This window comes from Microcoleus sp. PH2017_12_PCY_D_A, from assembly GCF_020738565.1.
In the GTDB taxonomy this organism is placed as follows: domain Bacteria; phylum Cyanobacteriota; class Cyanobacteriia; order Cyanobacteriales; family Microcoleaceae; genus Microcoleus.
Window position 1 is genome coordinate 54,169 of record NZ_JAEQCI010000009.1, and the last position, 22,238, is coordinate 76,406.

27 protein-coding genes are annotated in these 22,238 nt (G+C 44.4%); 9 read left to right on the forward strand and 18 right to left on the reverse strand.

Features of this window, described 5'->3' with window-relative positions; genetic code table 11:
* Positions 1–302 precede the first annotated feature (302 nt).
* Both JGK39_RS00300 and JGK39_RS00305 read left to right on the forward strand, forming a co-directional pair.
* Complete coding sequence (locus tag JGK39_RS00300) at positions 303–569, forward strand: FeoC-like transcriptional regulator (protein ID WP_293247501.1); 267 nt, start codon at positions 303–305, stop codon at positions 567–569.
* A gap of 288 nt (positions 570–857) precedes the next feature.
* Entirely contained in the window at positions 858–3,056 is a 2,199-nt protein-coding gene (locus tag JGK39_RS00305; protein WP_293295403.1) for a cation-translocating P-type ATPase, read from the forward strand.
* Positions 3,057–3,269: 213 nt separating this feature from the next.
* Here the strand turns inward: JGK39_RS00305 and JGK39_RS00310 are convergent, their stop codons facing one another.
* The 4 genes from JGK39_RS00310 to JGK39_RS00325 form a co-directional block, all read right to left on the reverse strand.
* Positions 3,270–5,255 carry an ATP-binding protein gene (locus JGK39_RS00310; protein WP_293295405.1) on the reverse strand — a complete coding sequence of 662 codons (1,986 nt, stop codon included), beginning with the start codon at positions 5,253–5,255 and terminating at the stop codon, positions 3,270–3,272.
* Positions 5,256–5,330: 75 nt separating this feature from the next.
* Positions 5,331–6,068, reverse strand: a complete 738-nt coding sequence (locus tag JGK39_RS00315) for an alpha/beta hydrolase (protein WP_293247492.1) — start codon at positions 6,066–6,068, stop codon at positions 5,331–5,333.
* Between the two features lie 276 nt (positions 6,069–6,344).
* Positions 6,345–6,857 (reverse strand): flavodoxin FldA, encoded by a 513-nt coding sequence (gene fldA, locus JGK39_RS00320; protein ID WP_293247489.1) that lies wholly within the window; start codon positions 6,855–6,857, stop codon positions 6,345–6,347.
* A gap of 162 nt (positions 6,858–7,019) precedes the next feature.
* Complete coding sequence (locus JGK39_RS00325; protein ID WP_293247486.1) at positions 7,020–7,346, reverse strand: cupin domain-containing protein; 327 nt, start codon at positions 7,344–7,346, stop codon at positions 7,020–7,022.
* A 165-nt stretch (positions 7,347–7,511) separates the two neighbouring features.
* On the opposite strand from JGK39_RS00325, the gene JGK39_RS00330 reads away from it, so the two are divergent.
* Positions 7,512–7,661, forward strand: a complete 150-nt coding sequence (locus JGK39_RS00330; RefSeq protein WP_293295407.1) for a hypothetical protein — start codon at positions 7,512–7,514, stop codon at positions 7,659–7,661.
* Positions 7,662–7,677: 16 nt separating this feature from the next.
* Here JGK39_RS00330 and ubiG read toward each other — a convergent pair whose 3' ends face one another.
* The gene (ubiG, locus tag JGK39_RS00335; RefSeq protein ID WP_293247483.1) at positions 7,678–8,541 is read right to left on the reverse strand and encodes a bifunctional 2-polyprenyl-6-hydroxyphenol methylase/3-demethylubiquinol 3-O-methyltransferase UbiG; all 864 of its coding nucleotides are present in this window, start codon (positions 8,539–8,541) and stop codon (positions 7,678–7,680) included.
* Positions 8,542–8,900: 359 nt separating this feature from the next.
* Here ubiG and JGK39_RS00340 point away from each other — a divergent pair, with 359 nt between their 5' ends.
* A complete protein-coding gene (locus tag JGK39_RS00340) occupies positions 8,901–9,632 on the forward strand; it encodes a TIGR04283 family arsenosugar biosynthesis glycosyltransferase (RefSeq protein ID WP_293247480.1) in 732 nt (243 codons plus the stop codon).
* A 14-nt stretch (positions 9,633–9,646) separates the two neighbouring features.
* Here the strand turns inward: JGK39_RS00340 and JGK39_RS00345 are convergent, their stop codons facing one another.
* From JGK39_RS00345 to JGK39_RS00370, 6 genes are all read right to left on the reverse strand, one after another.
* Positions 9,647–10,699 carry an acyltransferase gene (locus JGK39_RS00345; protein ID WP_293295409.1) on the reverse strand — a complete coding sequence of 351 codons (1,053 nt, stop codon included), beginning with the start codon at positions 10,697–10,699 and terminating at the stop codon, positions 9,647–9,649.
* A 340-nt stretch (positions 10,700–11,039) separates the two neighbouring features.
* On the reverse strand, positions 11,040–11,726 hold the full coding sequence (locus tag JGK39_RS00350) for a DivIVA domain-containing protein (RefSeq protein ID WP_293247474.1): 687 nt from the start codon (positions 11,724–11,726) through the stop codon (positions 11,040–11,042).
* Positions 11,609–12,187: a pantetheine-phosphate adenylyltransferase gene (gene coaD / locus JGK39_RS00355; protein WP_293247471.1), complete on the reverse strand. Its 579-nt coding sequence runs from the start codon at positions 12,185–12,187 to the stop codon at positions 11,609–11,611. The genes JGK39_RS00350 and coaD overlap by 118 nt, the downstream gene beginning before the upstream one ends.
* A 166-nt stretch (positions 12,188–12,353) precedes the next feature.
* Complete coding sequence (locus tag JGK39_RS00360; protein ID WP_293247468.1) at positions 12,354–13,178, reverse strand: M15 family metallopeptidase; 825 nt, start codon at positions 13,176–13,178, stop codon at positions 12,354–12,356.
* A 213-nt stretch (positions 13,179–13,391) separates the two neighbouring features.
* Positions 13,392–13,610, reverse strand: a complete 219-nt coding sequence (locus JGK39_RS00365) for a helix-turn-helix transcriptional regulator (protein ID WP_293247464.1) — start codon at positions 13,608–13,610, stop codon at positions 13,392–13,394.
* Between the two features lie 75 nt (positions 13,611–13,685).
* Positions 13,686–13,898, reverse strand: coding sequence for a helix-turn-helix transcriptional regulator (locus JGK39_RS00370; protein ID WP_293247585.1), 213 nt, complete (start codon positions 13,896–13,898; stop codon positions 13,686–13,688).
* Between the two features lie 229 nt (positions 13,899–14,127).
* Between JGK39_RS00370 and JGK39_RS00375 the strand changes: the two genes are divergently transcribed.
* Positions 14,128–14,568, forward strand: coding sequence for a hypothetical protein (locus tag JGK39_RS00375; RefSeq protein ID WP_293247460.1), 441 nt, complete (start codon positions 14,128–14,130; stop codon positions 14,566–14,568).
* A gap of 34 nt (positions 14,569–14,602) precedes the next feature.
* Here JGK39_RS00375 and JGK39_RS00380 read toward each other — a convergent pair whose 3' ends face one another.
* Genes JGK39_RS00380 through JGK39_RS00405 form a run of 6 tightly spaced genes read right to left on the reverse strand, consistent with a single transcriptional unit; the run spans position 14,603 to position 18,198 of the window.
* Positions 14,603–16,723: a pentapeptide repeat-containing protein gene (locus JGK39_RS00380; RefSeq protein WP_293247457.1), complete on the reverse strand. Its 2,121-nt coding sequence runs from the start codon at positions 16,721–16,723 to the stop codon at positions 14,603–14,605.
* 59 nt (positions 16,724–16,782) lie between these two features.
* Positions 16,783–17,133, reverse strand: a complete 351-nt coding sequence (locus tag JGK39_RS00385) for a transcriptional regulator (RefSeq protein ID WP_293247454.1) — start codon at positions 17,131–17,133, stop codon at positions 16,783–16,785.
* On the reverse strand, positions 17,117–17,464 hold the full coding sequence (locus JGK39_RS00390) for a type II toxin-antitoxin system RelE/ParE family toxin (protein WP_293247450.1): 348 nt from the start codon (positions 17,462–17,464) through the stop codon (positions 17,117–17,119). The genes JGK39_RS00385 and JGK39_RS00390 overlap by 17 nt, the downstream gene beginning before the upstream one ends.
* Positions 17,465–17,514: 50 nt before the next feature.
* A complete protein-coding gene (locus JGK39_RS00395) occupies positions 17,515–17,706 on the reverse strand; it encodes a hypothetical protein (RefSeq protein ID WP_293247447.1) in 192 nt (63 codons plus the stop codon).
* Entirely contained in the window at positions 17,696–17,881 is a 186-nt protein-coding gene (locus tag JGK39_RS00400) for a hypothetical protein (RefSeq protein ID WP_293247444.1), read from the reverse strand. The genes JGK39_RS00395 and JGK39_RS00400 overlap by 11 nt, the downstream gene beginning before the upstream one ends.
* Before the next feature lie 26 nt (positions 17,882–17,907).
* On the reverse strand, positions 17,908–18,198 hold the full coding sequence (locus JGK39_RS00405; protein WP_293247441.1) for a type II toxin-antitoxin system RelE/ParE family toxin: 291 nt from the start codon (positions 18,196–18,198) through the stop codon (positions 17,908–17,910).
* A gap of 121 nt (positions 18,199–18,319) precedes the next feature.
* Here JGK39_RS00405 and typA point away from each other — a divergent pair, with 121 nt between their 5' ends.
* The 4 genes from typA to JGK39_RS00425 all read left to right on the forward strand — a co-directional run bounded on the left by typA (position 18,320) and on the right by JGK39_RS00425 (position 21,239).
* Positions 18,320–20,110 (forward strand): translational GTPase TypA, encoded by a 1,791-nt coding sequence (gene typA / locus JGK39_RS00410; RefSeq protein ID WP_293247438.1) that lies wholly within the window; start codon positions 18,320–18,322, stop codon positions 20,108–20,110.
* 105 nt (positions 20,111–20,215) lie between these two features.
* Entirely contained in the window at positions 20,216–20,527 is a 312-nt protein-coding gene (locus JGK39_RS00415) for a hypothetical protein (RefSeq protein WP_293295411.1), read from the forward strand.
* Positions 20,520–20,717: a hypothetical protein gene (locus tag JGK39_RS00420; RefSeq protein WP_293247434.1), complete on the forward strand. Its 198-nt coding sequence runs from the start codon at positions 20,520–20,522 to the stop codon at positions 20,715–20,717. Before JGK39_RS00415 ends, JGK39_RS00420 begins: the two co-directional genes overlap by 8 nt.
* Positions 20,718–21,239: a hypothetical protein gene (locus JGK39_RS00425; RefSeq protein WP_293247432.1), complete on the forward strand. Its 522-nt coding sequence runs from the start codon at positions 20,718–20,720 to the stop codon at positions 21,237–21,239. It begins immediately after the preceding gene.
* Here JGK39_RS00425 and JGK39_RS00430 read toward each other — a convergent pair.
* A complete protein-coding gene (locus tag JGK39_RS00430; protein ID WP_293247430.1) occupies positions 21,236–21,559 on the reverse strand; it encodes a hypothetical protein in 324 nt (107 codons plus the stop codon). The genes JGK39_RS00425 and JGK39_RS00430 overlap by 4 nt on opposite strands.
* Between the last annotated feature and the right edge of the window lie 679 nt (positions 21,560–22,238).

Here is a 22,238-nt window from a genome sequence, read left to right on the forward strand (position 1 = left end):
AAAAAAACATCCCAAGATTCTGTAGGGGCGGGTTCACCAACCATCTACAGAAAAGACAAAAAATCTCATAAACCCGCCCCAATCCCAATACTTAACACTATTTATGCGCCGGAGATCCCCCTCGCATCCCCCTCCCGGGGGACGCAAGAGAGCATTCTTGTCCCACCCCCTACTCCCCTTTTTGAAGGGGAGTAGGGGTCGAGTAGGGGGCAAGCTAAGGGGGGATCTCTTAAGTAAACCGTATTGGCCCCAATCCGACCACTATTCACATCAACATCTTACGACAAGAAAGGATAAAAACCATGATTTTAAGCGAAATCCAACAGTTTATTGCTGAAAATAAAAGAGCTTCTCTCGCCGATTTGAAACTCCATTTTCGCATGGACGGCGATGCTTTGCGCGGAATGCTAAACCGCCTCATCCGCAAAGGCCGCATCAGTAAAATGGCAGAAGCGAAAAAGTGTGGCGGATGTCACAGTTGCAGCGACGATGCTACGGAGATTTATGTGTGGGTAAATGCCGATAAATCAGCACCCGTAGAGGAACCAGTTTCTGCAAATTGCCATTAATCTCATGTTCGCTCAATTACCCGGAATCAACAAGGTTCGTAGTGAGGACTTTAGTCCTAAGATAAGGACTAAAGTCCTCACTACGAACAGCAATCGCCCTCAGTCCCTCTCCTTCCCTTTTCCTCTTTCTTATCCTCTCTAACTCTGCGCCCTCTGCGGCCTATGCGGTTAATTAAAAAAAATATTGTTGCCAAATTCAAGAAAATTAGGATACCATTTAATTAAATATCTGAATGTATGTTCAGTGATTGTGATAATCATTCTAAAATCTCAAAAGGATACTGAATAATGACTCAAACTCCTTCCCTCAAAACCCTACAAACTAAGATTGGCGGAATGGACTGCGGCAACTGTGCCAAAACCGTAGAAGCAGGCTTGCAAAATTTGCCCGGACTTACTGACATCAATGTAGTTTTTGCCACAGAAAGTTTGCGGTTAAATTACGACCCCGAACAAGTAACAGAAAAGGCTATTTTCGATCGCATTAAAAACCTAGGCTACACTATCGAACAGCCCACCGCAGGAGTATCCTCGAAGGAGGACTGTTGTTCGGGTGAACACCATCATCACCAGCATTCTACAGTCCAGAAAACTCAAAAACCCGATCCAACAAACTGGAAATTCTGGATTCGCAATCGCCGGGGACAAAGTGTAATCTTAGCAGGAATAGGATTGATTCTGGGATTGCTAACTCAGAATTTAGCCCTGGCAATTTGGATATCGCGGGCGTTTTACGGTATCGGTATTATTATAGCTGGATATCCGATCGCCCGCGCCGGCCTCATGGAGTTGCGGTTGCGCCGCGCCGACATGAATCTGTTGATGACAATTTCGGTAATTGGCGCGGTAGCTTTAGGCGATTGGTTTGAAGCGGCGTTAGTTGTATTCCTGTTTAGTCTGGGAACAACTTTGCAAACTTTTACCTTCAGCCGCACTCGCCATGCTATTGCTAGTTTGATGGACATAACACCACAGACGGCAACTGTCAAGCGCGACAATAACCGTGAAGTGACGCTGCGGGTTGAGGAAATTCAAGTAGGAGAAATTCTGACAATTCGCCCCGGACAAAGGGTAGCATTAGATGGAGTTGTTGTATCGGGGAATTCGGCGATCGACCAATCGCCAATTACGGGAGAATCTATCCCGGAAGATAAGGAAACGGGCGATCGCGTTTTTGCCGGAACCTTAAATCAAACTGGCTTTTTGGAAGTCCAAGTTACCCACACTGCGAATGATACCACGGTTGCGAAAATTGTTCACTTAGTCGAGTCAGCGCAATCGAGCCGCGCACCAACTCAGCAGTGGGTGGACAAGTTTGCAGAGATTTACACTCCAATTGTAATTGTAAGCGCGATCGCCCTTACAGTAATTGGGCCCTTAATTTTTGGTCAACCATTCAGCATCTGGTGCTACCGCGCCCTGGTAATGTTAGTCATAGCCTGTCCCTGCGCCTTAGTAATTTCCACTCCGGTTTCCATTGTCAGCGCCATCGGTGCAGCCACCAGTCAAGGCGTGTTATTTAAGGGCGGAAACGGCTTAGAAAATGCGGGAAAAATCAAGAGTCTGGCTTTTGATAAAACCGGTACTTTGACTGAAGGTAAACCTGTTGTGCAAAAGGTTTACGACTTGGGAGAATTGAGCGCCAGCACGGTATTGTTAATTGCAGCTTCTTTGGAACAAAAATCGGAACATCCTTTAGCTAAGGCAATTATTACCAAAGCTAAGCAAGAAGAAATTGAGTTAGAAACTCCTGAAAACTTTACGGCTTATCCGGGTAAAGGTATTGCGGCGAAATTTGGCAATAATCGGTATTTTGTCGGAAATCGCCGCTTATTTGCCGGCGAAAATATCGAACTGTCAAAATCAGCAGTCTCTCTGCTAGATGATATCGAAAAATTAGGGCAAACTCCTGTTTTAGTCGGCAGCAGGATCGGTTTGTTGGGAGTGATTGCTTTGGCTGACGGCTTGCGACTGGAAGCTGCCGAAGCCGTACATTTGCTGAAACAGATGGGTTTGAACAATTTAGTGATGCTCACGGGCGATCGCACTTTTGTAGCTCAGCAAATAGCTCAACAACTCAACCTATCTGAGTATAAAGCAGAATTGCTGCCATTCGACAAACTCCAAGCAATTCAACAATTGCGAAACTTGGGAAGCGCAGGAATGGTGGGCGACGGAATTAACGATGCCCCCGCTTTAGCAGCCGCCGATATCAGCTTTGCAGTTGGCGGCATTGATATAGCACTAGAAACCGCCGATGTGGTGTTAGTTGGTAGCGACTTGAGAAAACTCGCCTATGCAGTCGATTTGAGCCGCCGTACTGTAGCTGTAATTCAGCAGAATGTGATTTTTTCGCTAGTAACAAAAGCGCTGTTTTTGTTGTTGGGAACCTTTGGGTTTGTAGGATTAGCCGTGGCAGTTTTAGCAGACACGGGAACTTCATTAATTGTTACCGCAAATGGGATGCGGCTGTTTCGGTCAAAATAGTAGCCGTAGGGTGCGGATCCATCGAAAACCCCTAAATTCGATCGACAATCGAGCGAGCGACGCATCTGGGAAAATAGCTATAGATGATAGATGCACTGATTGATAAGCTGTACCACATTTCTTGCTCTCTCCTCTCTTGCTCTGCGCCCTCTGCGCCCTCTGCGGTTAATAAAAAAAAATCTCATTCACAAATAAAATACGATTGCAATAAATTCATGAATCTCTCTCGACTTCGGCAGCAACCAGAGCCTTATTTGATGAGTGTTTTACTGGTAAATAGATGGCAAATTCAGCACCATGACCTATTTCCGAATTCACTTCTATTCTACCCTGATGCTTATCAATAATTTGGTAGGAAATCGACAACCCTAAACCTGTCCCTTTCCCTACGGGTTTAGTCGTAAAGAATGGGTCAAATAGCCTGTTCATAACATCGGGGTCAATCCCTGCACCGTTATCTCTAATCTTGATAACTACTTGATTTTTCCCTGCTATTTCTGTGGAAATTTCAATCTGCTTGTTCCGCAGATTTGTATTGCTCAGCAACGCATCTGCAGCATTGGCTGTGATATTCATAAATACCTGGTTTAGTTGCGATGGATAGCACTCGACTAAAGGCAGTTTTCCGTAATTTTTAGTCACAGTAATGCTTGTTTTAATTTTGCTGTTCAAAATTAACAGTGTGCTGTCTATTCCTTCGTGAATGTCAACTGCTTTCATGTCGGCTTCGTCTAACCTGGAGAAGTTGCGTAGCGACACGACAATTTGCTGAATTCTCTCGGTTCCCATTTTCATTGAAGACAGCAATTTTGATAAATCTTCTGTTATAAATTCGAGTTCAATTTCTTCAATATAGTCTTGAATCGACGTGCTGGGATTCGGATATTCTACTTGATAAAGTTCTACAAGTTCGACCAAAGATTTGGTGTACTGATTGGCATGACAGAGGTTGCCATAAATAAAGTTGACTGGGTTGTTAATTTCGTGAGCGATGCCGGCCATCATCAGCCCCAAACCAGACATTTTTTCGGCTTGAATTAGTTGGGATTGAGCATTTTTTAAGTCGTGAAGTGCTTGTTGCAGTTGGTGCAACTGCAAGTTTAGTTCGCCATCGCGCTTTTCTACTTGTTCAATCATAAAGTTGAAAGCTTTAGCAAGTTGACCGACTTCATAACCGGAAGGAATGGGTAATTTACTAGAAAAATATTGATTTCTTGCCATCCAATTCACGTTTTGAGTTAACTCAAGAATGGGTTTAGCTATTTTTCCGGCAACTACCGCACCAACAACAGCAGCTAAAATGATTCCTCCAGCTAAAAAACTATCCAGATTTCTAGATAAAGTTAATTGCGTTTTTTGGACATCAGCCATTGGGTGAAATACGGCTGCGGTTACGTTGTCGCCAGTGTCTGACAATGCTACTGTTTTTATCATGTAGAAACGGCGCTCGAACTCGATTTTAACAGGTTGTGTTTGTCGCTGCGGTACTTGCCAAGATTTTGAGCGAATTTCTGGGAAGTTAGTAGCAATTAATTTTCCCGATCGAAAGATGGCAAAGTAATTCTGACTGTTAATATCAATGCTGATTTGCTGTAATTGTTCGTCTGTCACTAAGTAACCAATAAGTACGCCGCCAATTAGAGTGTTGTTAGTTCTAATTGGTGCAAATCCAACTAGCAGGGCTTGCGGTTTGCCGTCAATGCTGACGAAACTTGATTTTTCTAGGCTGTTAAGTGCTAATTTTATCGATTCCTGAATCAGCAAATTCTTGTCTGCGATCGACTCTTCTCGCAATTCTGCGACTATTTCGCCGCGTGCGTTGACGACTTTGACTAAATCTAGTTTAAAATTCCTTTGTAGAGATAATATATCTTGGCGTAAAATGTCTGTGTCTTTCTGTTTTATAGCGCGGATAATTTCTGGTTGTTCTGCTAGCTGTTTGGCTTGCATTGTCAGTTGGGTCGATCGACTTTTGAAGTCTCGCACGGCCAAAGCTGCTTGGTTTTCAACTTCCTTCTGTAGCCCTGCTTCGAGATTGTTGCTAAATCCGATTTTTACTGTGTGCATCACGAATAGCAATAAGCTGACGGATACACCTAAAAACGGCACAATGATTTTGAGGCTCAGCGGTGCTTGGGAGTATAGCTGTGGATGCTCCGAGGTGTTTTTGCGATCGCCCACCGGTTCAATATTTTTCATCAGCTTATTGCAAATAAGACTCATTAACTCATCTTAATACATTTCTCCATAATTGTCATCCTTGGGATGCGACACCTAAAATTTAAAATCTAAAACCCGTTGGCGAGTGTGTAGGGATAGCCAAAAATTCAGTATTTCTTCCCCGACTTGTTCCGGATAGAAGTGATGGAAAAAATGCCTACCATCTGGACATTCCCAAAAGCTATCCCCTTTTTTAAGAAATTTTGACCAGCGGCGCATCACAATAGGAGATACCACAAAATCCGTTTTGCTGCTGCATATTAACAAAGGTACTTCTACACCTTCATCGCTGGAATTACTCATCCTAAATAAGGAGTGAGGACAAGGAGAACAGGCTAAGTCGTCCTCAAAATATGGTATAAATTTTTGATTGATACTTGGATTTTGGAATCCCAGCATATCGCTCACCATTTGAGTTAAAACTTGTTTGCTACTCCAGGGAAAAGCTGAAAGATGGGTATAGTAATGTGCTTGCCAATTAACCGCAGATGGTATACCCACAGCTAAAAGTCCCAAAGAACTTACTTTGTGAGGATAGCGGCGCGCATACATTAAACCAACTAATCCGCTGGTACTGTGGCCTAGGAGGTGAATTGGGCGATCGCGCATTGTTAAAAAATCGTGCAAAAGTTCAACAGCCATATCTAAAGAGCAAGCTTCGTCTTCTGTTTGTTGGTATTCCCATATTTGCACGGGGACAGAATCATTTAAGTAGGAAAGCAGGGACCGATCGAAGCATTGCAAACTCGGACTTACACTTAACCAAAGCACGTCATCTGAACTGAATTTCATCAATTTTAAGTTGGATATAAAGTTACTTAGAACTTAGGAGACATAACGTTGAAATGTAGCGCGGGCATTGCCCAATTACCCTGAATAAATATGTAGATCGAGAGAGCAAGTCTGGATGTTTTGGCGCAAACAAGACTTATTTTTTTGAACCGCAGAGAGCGCAGAGAACGCAGAGCAAGAGATGTTCCTAGGTTAGCTGATTGTGGGGCGGGTTCAGAGTATCCGCCCCAAAAATACAGGTATTTTGCAGTTTACCAAACTGCTCTACCGTTAATCCTATATCCCAAATTCTTTTTTGAGTTGAGATACCCAAGCTTTGACGCGCGCTTCCGTCAGATCGGATTGGTTGTCTTCATCAATAGCAAGACCCAAAAACTTGCCATTAACTACAGCTTTAGATTCATTGAAATCATAGCCGTCTGTCGGCCAATAACCGACAGTTTCGCCGCCCAGTTCCGAGATTTTCTCAGCTAAAATCCCCATTGCATCCATAAAATTATCCGGGTAGCCTTCTTGGTCGCCCGTTCCCAAATAAGCTACTTTTTTGCCGCTAAAATCTATATCATCCAGTTCGGGGAAAAAACCTTCCCAGTCGCTTTGCAGTTCGCCGATGTTCCATGTCGGAGAAGCGATAATCAGACATTCGTATTCGGCGAAATCATCATTTTCAATGCTGCCAATCTCGTGCAAGGTTACGATATCGCCACCAAATTCATCTCGAACCATTTCAGCGATAGACTCAGTTTTACCAGTTGTAGTTCCGTAGAAAAGACCAATTGCTTTTGACATTTTTACTCCGAAGGTGAAATTTGATAGTGCTTGAGATTTCTTTTTTTTGAGTCATAACTTGGCATTTCTTGCCTGCAATTCAGACAAAACCAGTAGACTCGATTGTGGCTAACCTGAGAAATGAGGGAGTCAAGGCAGCAAGGACACTGTTTTTTCATCTGCTTAAAGTTGAAAATTCATCAACCAAGCTGATTCGCTCATATCGGGGTCGGCTTCGCAGTCAATTAGTAATAAATTCAGCGTCGTTGCTACTTTTAGTCGGCGCGGGATGCCGGCGGGTACAAACACAAATACTCCCGGTGTTAAAGTGACTGTTCGATCGCCCACCGTGAAAGTTCCGACTCCTTCTAAGACGGCTATGGTGACATCTTTGGAGTTATCGAGGTCGGGTATTTCGGAATTTTTACCCAAACTCATCAGTTTTTGGCTGTCGGCGGGTTGTCCGTCGCTGATTCGCGAGGCTGACGCGGAAACTATTGCTGCTGTCACGGTGATTGACCTCCAGGTACTGTTAACTTCCGGCAGTTATTGCAATTAATATTCAATAAGCTACCATGCACTTTAGATATATTGTCAAGAATTTAAGATTAAGATTTGTTACAAAAGGCTGCTGCACTAAAGATCCTGGCAGCGATAGCAGCCCCAAATTCATACATGGCGGTATTTAGGGGCGATCGAACTGCGAGGCGCGATGGCTTTACTTTTAAAATACTTGCTAAATATTTGCAATTAGCTTGCAAAAATCTGGGCGGGTATGAGGCGGATTTGCTCGATCGCACAAATCCGTCTCATACCCGCCCCTAATAACAGCAGTGAAAAATCAACAATTAACTGACTGCTTCTTCACCCCCACGCCCACATACATAATCGATGTATCCTCATTAATTTGGATTTTAAACAACCCAGATTTTTTGTAATCAACATAGTTGGCGATATTAGAGAGTAGCACTTGAGAAATTTGTTGGAAACTTACAAGGGAAGGAAATAGCTGATTTCCTGTTGTTAATTTTTGCCAAAAACCGTGCATCTCGCCTAAAACAGCGCCCATTTCTCCAAACATATCAAAACCTTTAATTTCAATCTTGCCAAAGCCCGTATCGCGCATTACCGCAGACAGTTCCTCGGGGGTAATAAACTTTTCCCAATCGTGGACGCCCCGCTTAATTTCCTGCAAGATATTTTCCATGAGTCGAATCATCACAATTTGCGAGGAAAAAGTTCGGTTTATTGTATCGAAAAAGAACAGTCCCCCGGGCTTGAGAATTCTGTGAACCTCTGACACAACTTGTTTGTAATCGGCAACGTGTTCTAAAACATCTACGCAGATTACCACATCGAAGGTATTGTCGGCGTAGGGCATATTTTCGGCAAAACCTTGTCTGTAGTCAATCTCAAAACCGCTGGTAACTGCGTGATTTTGAGCTGCTACAATGCACTTGTGCGATCGATCTATTCCCGAAACCACAGCGCCCCTCTCGGCCATAAACTCGCAGGAAAAACCGCCGCCGCACCCGACATCTAAGGTTTTCAGCCCCCGCCAATTAATCGCGTGTCTGTCGAAAAACTCAAATCTGGGTTTGTTGAGATGGTAGAGAGCATAGATTTTAGCATTTTCGTCCCACCAATTATCAGCATTTTCGTCGTAAAATTCTAGATCGTTTTTTACTTCTGTTTTCGTCGGCACGATTTTTTTAGTCCTGATTAGTTAGTGGAATATCAGATAAGACAGCGGTTGAAACCGCGTCTACAAAAAGCAAGTCTGCCTCCGCAGACTGGGGAAGATAACGTAATTTTAACCAGCCACTTTTCAACCCGCACTCCTCCGGTGAAAGTGTGTATAAACCTGGTTTCCACCGCCCGTTCTTCTTGATTTTATAGGACTAACGCCCAGAAACCCGGTTTCTGTGAAAAATCAGAGGTTCCGTGACGAGTTCCCAGCCAGAAACCGGGTTTCTGAATCAGCGCGCGCAAGTTCTATTTTGTCTCAAGTTGCGAATCGCCACAGTTTTTTATTATAATAGTTTTGGCATAAATTTCAACAAGATGGATCGCGTTTCTATTATCATCCCAGCCCTGAACGAAGCGACTTGTCTGGAACGCACCCTCCGCCAACTCAGCATTCTCAATCCTCCAGCTTGGGAGGTTTTGGTGGTAGACGGCGGCAGTCAAGACGAAACAGTGGCGATCGCCCTTGCTTCCACAACCCGTGTTATTTTTAGCAGTATGCCGGGACGTTCCGTGCAAATGAATTTGGGTGCCCAAACCGCCACAGGCGAAATTTTGTGCTTCCTCCACGCCGATACTCTAGTTCCCGACGACATCGTAGCAATCATCCAGAAAACATTATCCGATGCCGAAATTGTCGGCGGCGGATTTATTTCTTTAATGACAGGTTCGCAGCAAACAAGATGGGGTTTTTCGCTGCACAATTACCTGAAAACTTATTACGCGCCGCTGTTATTTCGACCTCATTTGTTTGTTAAAGGATTGCGATTGCTGTTTGGCGATCAAGTTATTTTTTGCCGCCGCACCGATTTTTGGGAATGCGCGGGTTTCGATGCGGCGCTACCAATTATGGAGGAGGCGGATTTGTGTTTGAAGTTAGCGCGATGCGGTAAAATTAAGTTAGTTCATCGTGTCGTTGAAAGTAGCGATCGCCGAGTGGCGCAATGGGGCGAAGTCAAAGCAACTGCTATCTATCTTGCGATCGGTTTATTGTGGGGGTTTGGCGTTCCAGCGAAGTATCTCAAGCAGTTTTATGAAGACATTCGCTGAAACACAAAATCTGATTAAATTCCCAGAATGTACTGGCTGTATTTTTTGGGCAAAACTTTCTGCAACAGGTAAATAATCGCCAAACAACCGCACAAAGTGCCTGTCACTAAAAAGCTGAGCTTCAGCAGCGGATGTACGGGATCGATAAATTTATAAAACACTAACAATACATATTGCACGACAGTTGAATCCAGCAGATATATCGGGAATGAATACGCAGCCAATAGTTTGATTAACCCCGAAACTCTGCTGGGAAGTGCGATATTTTTAGAAAATGCGAGGATCGACAAGACGAACAAAATTGCGTATCCTTGAGAATAGAGTTTAAAAAACGATCGCAAAAACCATCCGTCCGAATTAACTTTGCTCATCCAGTAATATTCCCAAATGCTGGCTAGATAAAAGAGGATTGTTGCTCCTAAAACTAGCATTTTTCTGCCTTCGAGAACTGGTTGAATTTTGTCATAGGCTGCGCCCAAAAACAGACCTGTTGAAAATGGTAAAATCCAACTAAAAATCCATCGCTCCATCAAAGGTAAAGGTATTGATATGTATTTGAAAACGGTTAAGTAAAAGAAGATGGTAAAAATTGTTTGAATTGTTAAACCCAATGCCAAAACTTTGATGGGTTCTAAAAATCGCGATCTCACTAGCAGCCACCACCAGCCGTAGCATTGAATAATTACAACGATGAAGTAATAGGGAGGCATCACGGAGCCTGTCAGAATATTTCTGAGCAATGACAGTAAATCAAAGTTTGGGAGTTTTCCCAAATTATTTAAGATGTACAAAGTTACTGACCAAAACAGGTAGGGTGGTATGATTTTTGACAGTCTTTTTTTGACTACCTGTCCGGGATTATTTTGATTTTCCAGTTTGTTGGTGAGAAAAAAACCGCTGAGGAGTAAAAAAGCTGGTACGCAGAAGAGTTGGAATGTATCGATAGAGACAAACAAAATTCGGCGATCGCGAAATGAGGCAAACCCAGCATGAGTAATCACGACACTGACTATGGCTAAAGCTCGGATCAAGTCAAATTCCGCAAACCGATTAGAAGCTTTTTGCATGGTAAAAAGTAGATTGCAAAAATTATGGTCAAATCAGAAATTTTGTGCCTGATGGATTTTCACCATAGCAGAAAATGTTATATTTGCCCCTATCTTCACAAAAATTATCAATATTCAAAAAAGTATTGCTACAATTCTCAATCTGATAGCAATTATTAAAATTCTCACAGTCACAGAGTTCTGCATCAAACACTCCACCGTGCGGTTTCCCTGCTACTGAGCCCGATTTCGCGCCAAGTAGGCCGGACACGGGAATACCGTTTCCCTGCCACTCGATCGCCCCGGAGCCCGTAAATTCACAAAATTACCGATAACTCACGCTTTGATTAAAAGCAGTTAATTAACCGTTGTTGTGATGGATGTGCGACGCAGAAACACTATCCAACTGATCGCGCCCGTTGCGGATCACGCGCAGCATATCGCTCAGCTTGTGCTCAATATTATCGAGCACTTGGTCGGCATAATCGTCGGCGCCGTTTTGAATTTCCTCGCATTCCGCCATCGCCCTGGCTCTCATTTCTTCCAGTTCCTCTTGAGCCTGGTAGCGAATTTGTTCGACTTCCGCCAGCGTCGCCTGCTGAATTGCTTCGCAGTCGAGCAAAACTTGCTGTCGCAACTGATCTGCTTCTATCTTCGCCTGCTGGAGCAGGCCCATATCATTTAAAAGTTCTGCCGCTCGCTGTTCTGCTGCTTCTATCACTTCTTGAGCGTAGAGTTGAGCTTCTTGGAGCAGTTCGTCTTTGTGCCGGATGACCGTTTCGGCTTCCCCAAAGGCGATCGGCAAATTCAGCCTCACCAAGTCTAACTGATCGAGCAACTGTTCTTCATCCACCAGAGTACGTCTGGTCATGGGAATTCGCGGGCTGTCGAGAACAATTTCCTCAAGCCGGTTCAATTCCCGCTGGATGTCTACTCCTGCGGTTCTGGTTTCATCTCCGAAGGCGGCGGTGTTCTGAGGTGATTCGTTCTCAGTGCTGCGTCCGGTAGAGTCGGGTTCGATGCGATTTGGTTCCTGCTGGCGTAACATTTGTAAATATCTAGGGCGACGTGTTTCGGAACAAGATGATCTACGGAGCCACCAAACTTGGCGATTTCTTTAACTACACTACTACTTAAAAAGCTGTACTCGTTAGAAGTTGCCAAAAAAACTGTTTCAATTTCCCCCAGAAGGGTTTTATTGGTGTGGGCCATCTGGAGTTCCATTTCAAAATCTGTTAATACCCGGATTCCCCGCAGCAGCACTTTGGCTTGTCGAATCTTAGCATAGTTTACTGTCAAACCCTCAAAACTGTCTACTTCTACGTTTGGCAGGTGTTTGGTAGAGCGCAGGATCTGCTCGATCCTTTGTTCTACGGTGAACAGAGGAGTTTTGCTGGGGTTTTTGACTACGGTAACAATTACGCGATCGAACAGTTTAGATCCCCGCTCGATAATATCTGCGTGACCGAAGGTAATGGGGTCAAAGCTGCCTGGATAGATTGCAATCACTTGTTTTGCGCGAGAGGGGGAGAGGGGGGAGGGGGAGAGGGGGAGAGGGAGAGTGGGAGAGGGGGAGATGTGGAAAACCTTCCTTTTTCCTTTTTCCTTCTGACTCTCAACTGTCACAGGTCAACTGTCCACTGTCACAGGTCAACTGTCCACTGTCAACTATCTTCTACTTTTTCATGGAATGAGCTTTGTAGAAAGTTTCCAGGCTTTGCCGATCGCCCACAAACCGCCAGTGCCAAGGCTCGTAACTGACGCCTTGGCGGTTGTTTTTGGGGAATGACATTTCAAAGCTGAAGGAGGCGGAGTTGGCTTCTAGCCACTTGAATGCTTGGGTATTTTCAAAGCTGGGACTGAGGTTGGTATCCGGGGAGGAACCGTCGCCAAGGTCGATCGCGTAACCGGTATGGTGTTCGCTGTAACCTGGAGGAGCGCTGACTTCGGCTCGCTTGCTGGCGTTTTGCCTGCGTTCGGCTTTTACGTCAAAAAATACGTGCTGTTGGTCTTCTACGGATCGAAAGCCGGATATGGGAGCAAAATAGATCCCTGATGCGGCGGCAGCGTTGGCCATTTCCTGATATTTTGCTGCTGCTGAAGTGCGGAGTTTGACGCTACCGTCGGAGGTGACATTTACCAAGTCGGCGGCTGGTGCTTCTGGGTAAGGCAAGTGTCCCAGCAGGTTGTCTGGGGTGGCGGCTTTGGAATTGCTAGCTGGACTCGCGGCCGATCCCGACGGCGAACTCGCTGCTACTGGGTTTTTTTGAGTTGGCTGTGTCCGACTGGTGGCTGGGAAAAAGTTAAAGTTGAGGTGCAGCCAGATGCTGACCACAAAGGCGACTGCGCCCAATCCTAGCAGTTTCCAAATCAGTCCTTTTTTCTTGGACTGACTCGCTCCTGCTTCTAGGTATGGGTGGTCTCGTACTGCTTCTGGAATTTCGTCAGCGGCAAGCTCGGAGGCTTGCGGGGTTTTTCTCGACAGACTAGCGTTATCCAAGCCAGCTCCACTCCTGCACTTCAATAAGGCTCAACGTTACAAATTGTATATCGATCGCGCGCGGGTAGCACAGCTACAATTGCCGCTGAGAATATATCATCTCTTCCTGACGGAGCCCCGTCCCATCCGCCAACTCTGGAATCTGTTATTTGGGCGATCGTCCGTTTTCGTCAAATTGGTTGGCGCTGATTAATTTTAAGTGTCATTTGCTACTTATTCCACAAAATCTAACAATTCTTCGATCGACACATCAAACGTCCGGGCCAATTTTAGCAAAATACCGATGTCAGCCATTGTCATACCGGGCGATCGGGCGTAGCTTTTGACGGTATTGTAGGATACGCCGGAGCGATCGGCTACTTCCTTTAGCGTCCAACCTTCTCTAGCAGCAAACTCTCGAATTCGCAATTTTATTAATTCGCCTCTTGACATAAGGGTGAAATCTCACCTATATTGTTTTATATTAATAAACGTTAGATATACTACTGAGGAGACGCTCGGAGCAACCTACTCTTCTACGACCTCAAACAAGTCTTCAATCAACACATCAAAAGTTCGAGCTAATTTTTGTAGATAAGTAACGTCAACCGTTGCTAATCCAGGCGATCGGGCGTAATTTTTCAGCGTACTGTAGTGGACTCCCGAGCGATCGGCAACCTCTGTCAAACTCCAGCCGTTTTCGGCAGCCAGCTCTCGAATCCGCAACCTCACCAATCCCATGCTTGACAAAGGGCAAGTATTTGCCTTAGAGTAAATAGATATTAAAGGGCGATCGCCCCCCGGCCTTGGAAACTAAAGGGCGATCGCTTTTTCAAACAAACTCTCATCAAATGAGACACACCTAGTTAAATCAGACGCACTTATTCAAGACGAACTCATTCAAGACGAACTCATTCAATCAGATGGACTCATTCAATCAGATGGACTCATTCAATCAGATGCACCCACTATGATAGCAACACAACACTCAGAAGCCAAGCAAATAAATCCACTTGCCCGATTTGTCACAAAAGAAGCAGTGGCCAAAGTCTTGAAAGTCAAGCCAGAACAGATTCGCGAGATTCGCCTGTGGCCCTATATCATCCACGTTGTGGGAGTTGGGCTTAGTAGGTTTGTGAGTTACGCAGATATGCCGCCAATTTTAGGAGTAGAACCGCCGACACTGCAAGACTGTATGCGGTGGTGGAACCGTTGGCGGAAAACTCAGCAGCAAGCACCGGCATTTTGGGTAGAGTTTTATGAGGGGAAATTTCGGCAGTGTCGCGGTGTGGAGGAACTTTTCAACTGGGGTAAATTGGTGGGTAAGATTAAGCACGGGTTGTCAGCATTGCAAGTGGAGTGGCTGCGAAAAAGTTATGTTGTTGTGAAAGACTGTATTCAGGCTTTTTGATTGGACTTTAGTTTGGCAAAAGTCTTAACTAATTTTATTCGTGAGTAGATCCATCTGGCATAATTGCACCAGTGAGTTTAGCATTTTCCAAGTTAGCACCTCCTATTTTTGCAGCGGTTAAGTTAGCGCCAGATAAGTCTGCATAACTTAAATTTGCTGCGCGGAGGTCTGCTGAAATTAGGTCAGCACCACGCAGTTTTGCAGAGTTTAATTCAGCTTGACGCAAGTCAGCTTCAGTTAAGTCTGCTGTAGTTAGATCGGCACTAACTAATCTTGCATCGTTCAAGTTGACCTGCTTCAAATTAGCCCGACTCAAATTACAGCCGTCTAGCCTTGCTCCCTGAAGTTTGGCCCCACTCAAATTCGCATCTCTTAAATTGGAATTATTCAATTGTGCCGAAATCAAATTAGCATCTTGTAAATTGGCTCCCATCAAGTTAACACTGCTCAAGTCCCTACCAGTTAGATCGGCATTTTGCAGCGATACATAAGGAGCAATTAAGCAAGCGCCCGCTTTCACGGGATCGAAATCAGTAGGAAATAAAGTTGCTTGATTGTAAATCGCTCCTTCAAGTTGAACTCCCTTGAGATTTGCTCGGTCGATGTTGGCTTCTAAAAGGTTAGAATTACTCAGATTTGCATTTGTCAAATCAGCATTGTTTAGGTCGGTTTTCCTTAAGTATAGCCCGCTTAAGTTAGCTTGACTGAGGTTTGCAGTTGTGAATTTTGTTTGTTGAGTAAGTTTAGATCCGCTGAGGTTTGCACTATTCAAATCAGCCTCACTGAAACTTGCATATTGTAGTTGAGCAGCTCTTAAAATTGCCTTCCTTAATTTGGCTTGTTCTAATTTAGCTGATTGTAAATTAGCCTGAGAAAGGTTGGCATTTACCAAGTTTGCTTGATTCAGATTGGCACTGGATAAATTAGCCTGAGAAAGGTTGGCATTTACCAAGTTTGCTTGATTCAGATTGGCACTGGATAAACTAGCCTTATAAAGGTTGACACCGCATAAATTAGCCAGACTAAAATTTGTGCCATCAAAACGCGCCTCCCTCATATCTGCTCCCTTCAAAATTGCCCCACTAAGATTTACAGCCTGCCAAGTTACACCGTTCAAATTAGCTTTATTCAAATTAGCATTACTCAAGTTAACACCAGAAGCTAAGTTTTTACCCCTCAAATCAGCACCAGCTAAATTAATCCCTGTAAAATCCTTTTCTCCCTCACTGTAACGCCGCACAAACTCCTCAACACTAACCACAGGTTCCCGACATTCCTCAGACTCATCCTCCACATCTTCACAGCTATCCTCTAAAGCAATATCTTCAGAATCCGCCGCTAATCCTTCCAAATAATCCGCTCGATTCAAGTAATCCGAAGTCGCTACAAACCGCCTCTCTATCTCCTCCTCATCTAATACTTCGCTGCTGTCAAATCGCTCAATCAATGCCTTGATAATTTGGCAGTCATCCGTGCGGATTCCTACTTCTTTTTCTGCACTTTGGTCGCTGTTAGTCAGAAAATTATGGCTACCCAACATAGCAAAAATGGAATCGCAGACTAAATAATTTTCGTGAGTTCCCAATAAAGTGAGACTAAATTGACCCGGATATTCGCTTGCTAATTCTTGCAAATCTGCTAAAGCATTGTAGCGCCATCCCTTGCCGATTTTCTGCCGATCGCCCAAATAACCCCAGCCAATATTTATCAAACATCCTCGGTTCAAGCAATCCCTAAATTTTTGCAGCAATTCATCATTAATGCTGTTACAATTGAGCCAAGGGCAAACAATAATCAGCCGCTCTTGAGCTAGTGATAGGGCTTCCATCAACACAGCGCGACTGTTGGGGCGATCGCATACTAACTGATACTGAAAGTCTGACTTTTGCTTTTCTGTCTCGGTGTCAAGCTCGATCTGTCGATCGGCAATGACAGACATATGGCCATTTCCCAAATCACACGGCTGTTGCAGGGACGCAATTTCAGCCATCAAACTTTCTAGCATTTGCGGTTCAGGGCGATCGTTAAATCGCTGTTCCTGTGCCTCTAACTGCCGCTTAAGTTTGGCTATATATTTTTTTAGAATAACTTGCTCTTCTTCAAGCTGCAATACTCTGGTGGCTATTGATACTAAATCTAGTTCGGTTTCTGACATAGTGCTACCCTAAAATAAAAAAAGACTGTAAAAGCTATATCTGGGAAGTTGGCGCCTCATCAAACATTACCAACTTCTGCCAACTCAGCAACATTAGCAGAAATTTCCTCATCCCCTGCATCAACCGCAACCGTTAACTTCAATCCCAAAGCCTTCAGCCAATGAGCCAAAGCATAAATTGTCGCACTTCCTTCTGACGACAAAGCATCTAACTTTTCCAAATGCAATGAGGCCTCATCAGCCGACATATTTGGTTTTCCCAAACTCTCAAATACATTGCTAAGTGCGAGTTCAAGCAAACCTGGTTCAGGCTCTTCGTCTTCCAAATGCGCTGTTAGATAAGCCGCAGCGTGCATTTTATCCTTGAGGGCTTCAATCAGATAATCCTGATAACTATCGCTCGTTGGCATTTTCCCGTTCTTCATATTCTTTCCAATACTCATACGCTTTACGGATATCTTGTTGTTGAGTGCTTTTATCTCCACCGCACAGGATTAGCACTATTGTTGACCCAAATTGTCCGAAGTACACGCGATACCCAGGCCCAAAGTCAATTTTTAATTCGCAGACTCCTTCCCCGACAGACTTGGTGTTTCCTAAATTGCCTAAGCGAACTCGGTCAAGCCTTTGCTCAATTTTAACCACTGCATTCAAATCCCGCAGGGAACTAAGCCACTCTGCAAAAGGATTTCTACCGTCTGGGGTAATATAACGCCGAATTTCCCTGGCTTGTACTTCCATAAAGTCGATCGCACTTACTCATTCATCATCATACGGGCGATCGGCCACCATCAAACATTACCAACTTCCGCCAATTCAGCAACATTAGCAGAAATTTCCTCATCCCCTGCATCAATAGCAACCGTTAACTTCAATCCCAAAGCCTTCAGCCAATGGGCCAAAGCATAAATTGTCGCAATTCCTTCTGACGACAACAAAGCATCTAACTTTTCCAAATGCAATGAGGCATCATCAGCGGACATATTTGGTTCGCCCAAAGCCTCTCATAGCTGAGAGCATAACTTTTAATTCCAAATCTCCCTCTTCCTCTTCTCCAAAGATCAGAGAAAGGTAAGCAGCAGAATAATTGGGATCTTTGAGATTGGAAATTTTAAAGGGATGATAGCTATCACTAGCCGGCATTTTGGCGTCTTTCATAATCTCTCCAATATTTTTTAGCTTTGCTAATGTCTTCGTCTTTCCTTTCTTTTATCCCCACCGCACAGCAGAAGCACGATCGCAGATCCCACTTGTCCAAAGTAGACTCGGTAGCCCGGGCCATAGTCGATTTTAAGTTCGCAAACTCCTTCGCCAACTGAGCGACAGTCTCCCAAATTGCCACTGCTAACCCGCTCGAGCCTCTTATCAATCCTGATTTTAGCGTTAACATCTCGCAGGGAGCCAAACCATTCGGCAAATGGAACTGTGCCATTTTGTTTAATATAACGCTTAATCTCTCTGGGTTGCGCTTCCATAATTTCAATTTTAGCGGGTCAGCGCTTTGATTATACAGTCGCGCCCGATCGCCCCTTGACTCCATGCGCTACAATTATTAAGAAATCTTTAGTTAAATCCGTTTAACGTCTCGGACGCATTATGAGTCTTCCCATTCGCAACGTCGCTATCATTGCTCACGTCGATCACGGCAAAACCACCCTTGTGGACGCTCTCCTCAGACAGTCCGGGGTCTTCCGCGAAGGGGAAGAAGTCCCAGATTGCGTCATGGACTCCAACGACATCGAGCGCGAGCGCGGCATTACCATCCTTTCCAAAAATACCGCTGTCCGATACAAAGAAACCCTGATCAACATCGTCGATACCCCCGGACACGCGGACTTCGGTGGTGAAGTCGAACGAGTTCTCGGCATGGTAGACGGTTGTTTGCTGATCGTAGACGCCAACGAAGGCCCGATGCCGCAAACCCGCTTCGTGCTCAAAAAAGCCCTGGAAAAAGGCTTGCGCCCGATCGTATTTGTCAACAAGATCGATCGCGATCGAGCCGACCCGCACAAAGCAGTCGATAAAGTTTTAGACTTGTTCCTCGAACTCGGTGCTGACGACGATCAGTGCGAATTTCCCTATCTCTTCGGTTCCGGTTTAAGCGGTTACGCCAAAAAAACCCTCGAAGACGAAGGCGTAGATATGCAGCCTTTGTTTGAAGAAATCCTCGACCACGTACCACCCCCAGTAGGCGACCCCAACAAGCCACTACAACTGCAAGTAACCACCTTAGATTACTCAGAATACGTCGGTCGTATCGTCATCGGCCGCATCCACAACGGCACAATCAGAGTCGGTCAACAAGCAGTTTTGATCACCGAAAGTGGCGCGCTTGTCAAATCAAAAATCAGCAAATTGATGGGCTTTGAAGGCCTGAAGCGGATTGATATTGCAGAATCTTCTGCTGGTAATCTTGTCGCCGTTGCCGGTTTTGCTGATGCCTATATTGGCGAGACAATTACTTGTCCCAACGACCCGCAAGCCCTACCTTTAATCAAGGTAGACGAACCAACTTTGCAGATGACTTTCTCCGTGAACGATTCGCCGTTCTGCGGTCAAGAAGGTAGTTTGGTAACATCTCGCCAAATTCGCGATCGGCTAATGCGAGAACTCCAAACCAATGTCGCCTTGCGCGTCGAAGAAACCGAATCTCCCGACAAATTCCTCGTATCCGGCCGTGGCGAACTCCACCTCGGCATCCTGATCGAAAATATGCGTCGCGAAGGATACGAATTCCAAGTATCTCAGCCGCAAGTAATCTTCCGCGAAGTCGGCGGTCGTCCCTGCGAACCCTTTGAATGTTTGGTATTAGACGTACCCGAAGAAGCAGTCGGCGGCTGCATCGAACGCCTTGGTCAGCGCAAAGCAGAAATGCAAGATATGCACGTCAGCAGCACCGGCCGCACCCAAATCGAATTTTCAGTCCCCGCCCGTGGTTTGATTGGATTCCGAGGCGAATTCATGCGCTTGACTCGCGGCGCTGGAATTATGAACCACAGCTTCCTCGACTATCGGCCCCTCGGTGGAGAAATTGTCGCCCGTCGCAACGGAGTATTGATTTCCTTTGAAGAAGGAACTGCAACTACTTATTCACTGAAAAATGCTGAAGACCGCGGCGTATTTTTCATTACCCCTGGAACCAAGGTTTACAGAGGGATGATTATCGGAGAAAACAACCGAGATGACGACATGGAACTCAATATTTGCAAGTCAAAGCAGTTGACAAACCACCGCGCATCTGGCGGTGAAGAATTGGCGCAATTGCAAGCACCAGTCGATATGAGTTTGGAACGTGCTTTGGAGTACATCGGCCAGGATGAATTGGTGGAAGTAACACCGAAATCAATTCGCTTGCGGAAGGTTTCTAAGAAGTTAGTCAAACGCTAAAACAAATTAAGGGCTGGCAAAATTGCCAGCCCTTAGTGTCAACTTCAAACTACTGTATTTAAAGGCAATATTAATTTTTATCGCAATCAAAAATAGGTAAAAACGATGTCAACAGTTTATCGTTTTAAAGCCAGGAAACTCGATCTTAATTTTTTAGAACAAATCAAAGCGACTTTTGGAAATAAAGAGATTGAAATAATTGTCTCAGAATGCGATGAAACCGAATATCTTTTGAAATCGGAAGTCAATAAAACCAAACTGTTGAAAGCTATTGAAAATCTTAAAGACAGACAAAATTTAGTTGAAGTCGATAAAACTTTAATGAAAGTTATGGCAGAAATTTCCGATCGGGCCCAGCAGCGAGGCTTAACACCAGAAATTTTACAAGAGGTTTTAGCAGATAATAATAATGGGTAGAAAACGCGATATTAAACAGGTTGATGCAATCGCTAGGGAGTTTAAGATGGGAGGTGAATTAAGGATTGCTTTTGGTTTATTCATTGAGGAAGAAAAGAAAAATGGTTATGGTGGAACTTTAAACCGTAGAGGCGATTTTACTTATGAACAACTCCGCCAGAAAGCAAAAGAATTTTTAGAGGATATTTAAATGGCTATTCAAACATCCATTGCTAATCAGAAGCCAAATATCGAGCAAATTATTTCAGTCATTACTAAACCGATGATCGGAGAAATTTGTCATCAGGTTATATTTAGTTATGGGGATGAATTACGGCTAGATTTCGGTGAGATGTCTGCCTATACTCACCCAAAATTAGCACATCTATGCAAAGGTAGTTGGCAATTGGGCACAAGGGCAACACCTTGGGTTTTTAAGCAAGGCGATCGCATTTTAACTTCTTCCTTGCCAGTAGATATAGATGAGGTAGAAATAGATGCTGTCAAAAAAGTTTTGCAGCAATTGGAAAATAAAGAATTGATTGATTTTGCGATCGATGCTCATAATATTAGTCTCACTCTAGTTTTTGAGAGTGATTACCAACTAATTTTACAGCCAGATTTGCAAGATGATTCTGGACTTCCCTATTGGGAATTGTTCATGCCAACAGAACAAGTTTTGACGGTTGGGCCTGATTTCTTTTGGGAATGTAAATCAATTCACGAAGGTTAATGGTTGGTTTTTCTGGCATGAATTTCGCTTCTAACTGCTTCTACTTCTTGGGCGACGGTTTCCAAGGAAAGTTCATCGGTTCTAAAGGACTCCAAAAGAACTGCTAATTTACTGTGTTGTCTCTTCAAAAGTTTAAAGATTCGATCGCGACTGACTGTTTCAGTATTTTCGCCTTCTTTGATAGCATTTTCCATCCCTATATCTTCTAGGGCTTCTGTTACAATTTCCGAAAATACTTCTTTGTGTTCTTTTACTAACTCAAAAATAGCTGCTTTGAGCAATTCTTTAAGCTTAGTTTTGTCTAGAGTAATTTCAGACATAGCTTTTTTCTGTGCTATTTTTTTTAGGCCTTAATTATATCACAAAACAGTGCAGATTTAGCCAAGTTTAGTTCACGGGTGGCCAGAAACCGGGTTTTTTCGAGAATACTTCGCCACACCTCGTAAAAACTGCGAAAAACCCGGTTTCTTAGATTTGCGGGGTGGCCAGAAACCGGGTTTTTTCAAGAATTATTCGCTGCGCCTCGTAAAAACTGCGAAAAACCCGGTTTCTTTGCTTCTCGCGGGGCTAGAAACCGGGTTTTTTCAAGAATTATTCGCTGCGCCTCATAGAAGTGGCCAAAAACCCGGTTTCTTTAAGACTCTAAATGAACTCTTTTGAGCCAATTTACAACAGTTTGAACTAAATCGGAGTCATGGGGCGAGAAGGTTTGCAAGGGTGGGTGAGGCGTGTCGGTGATGAGACAGATTGTACCGTCGAAGCGGGTAAGGGCTTCGAGGAAAGTAGGGCTCAAACCTTGGGTGGCGGGGGATGTGGGGTCTTGGTAAAAGATGAGGATGGGTGTTTTTCCCAGTCTAGGAGTTGCCAGTAGATTTTGAGTTCTGTGAGAGTGCGGGGTGTGCCTTCTGTCTGTGGATTTGGGGCAATGATATTTTTTTATTGGTTGCAGGTAAATGTTGACAGTTGAGCAGTCGTTATGCTACAATATTTAAAATATTT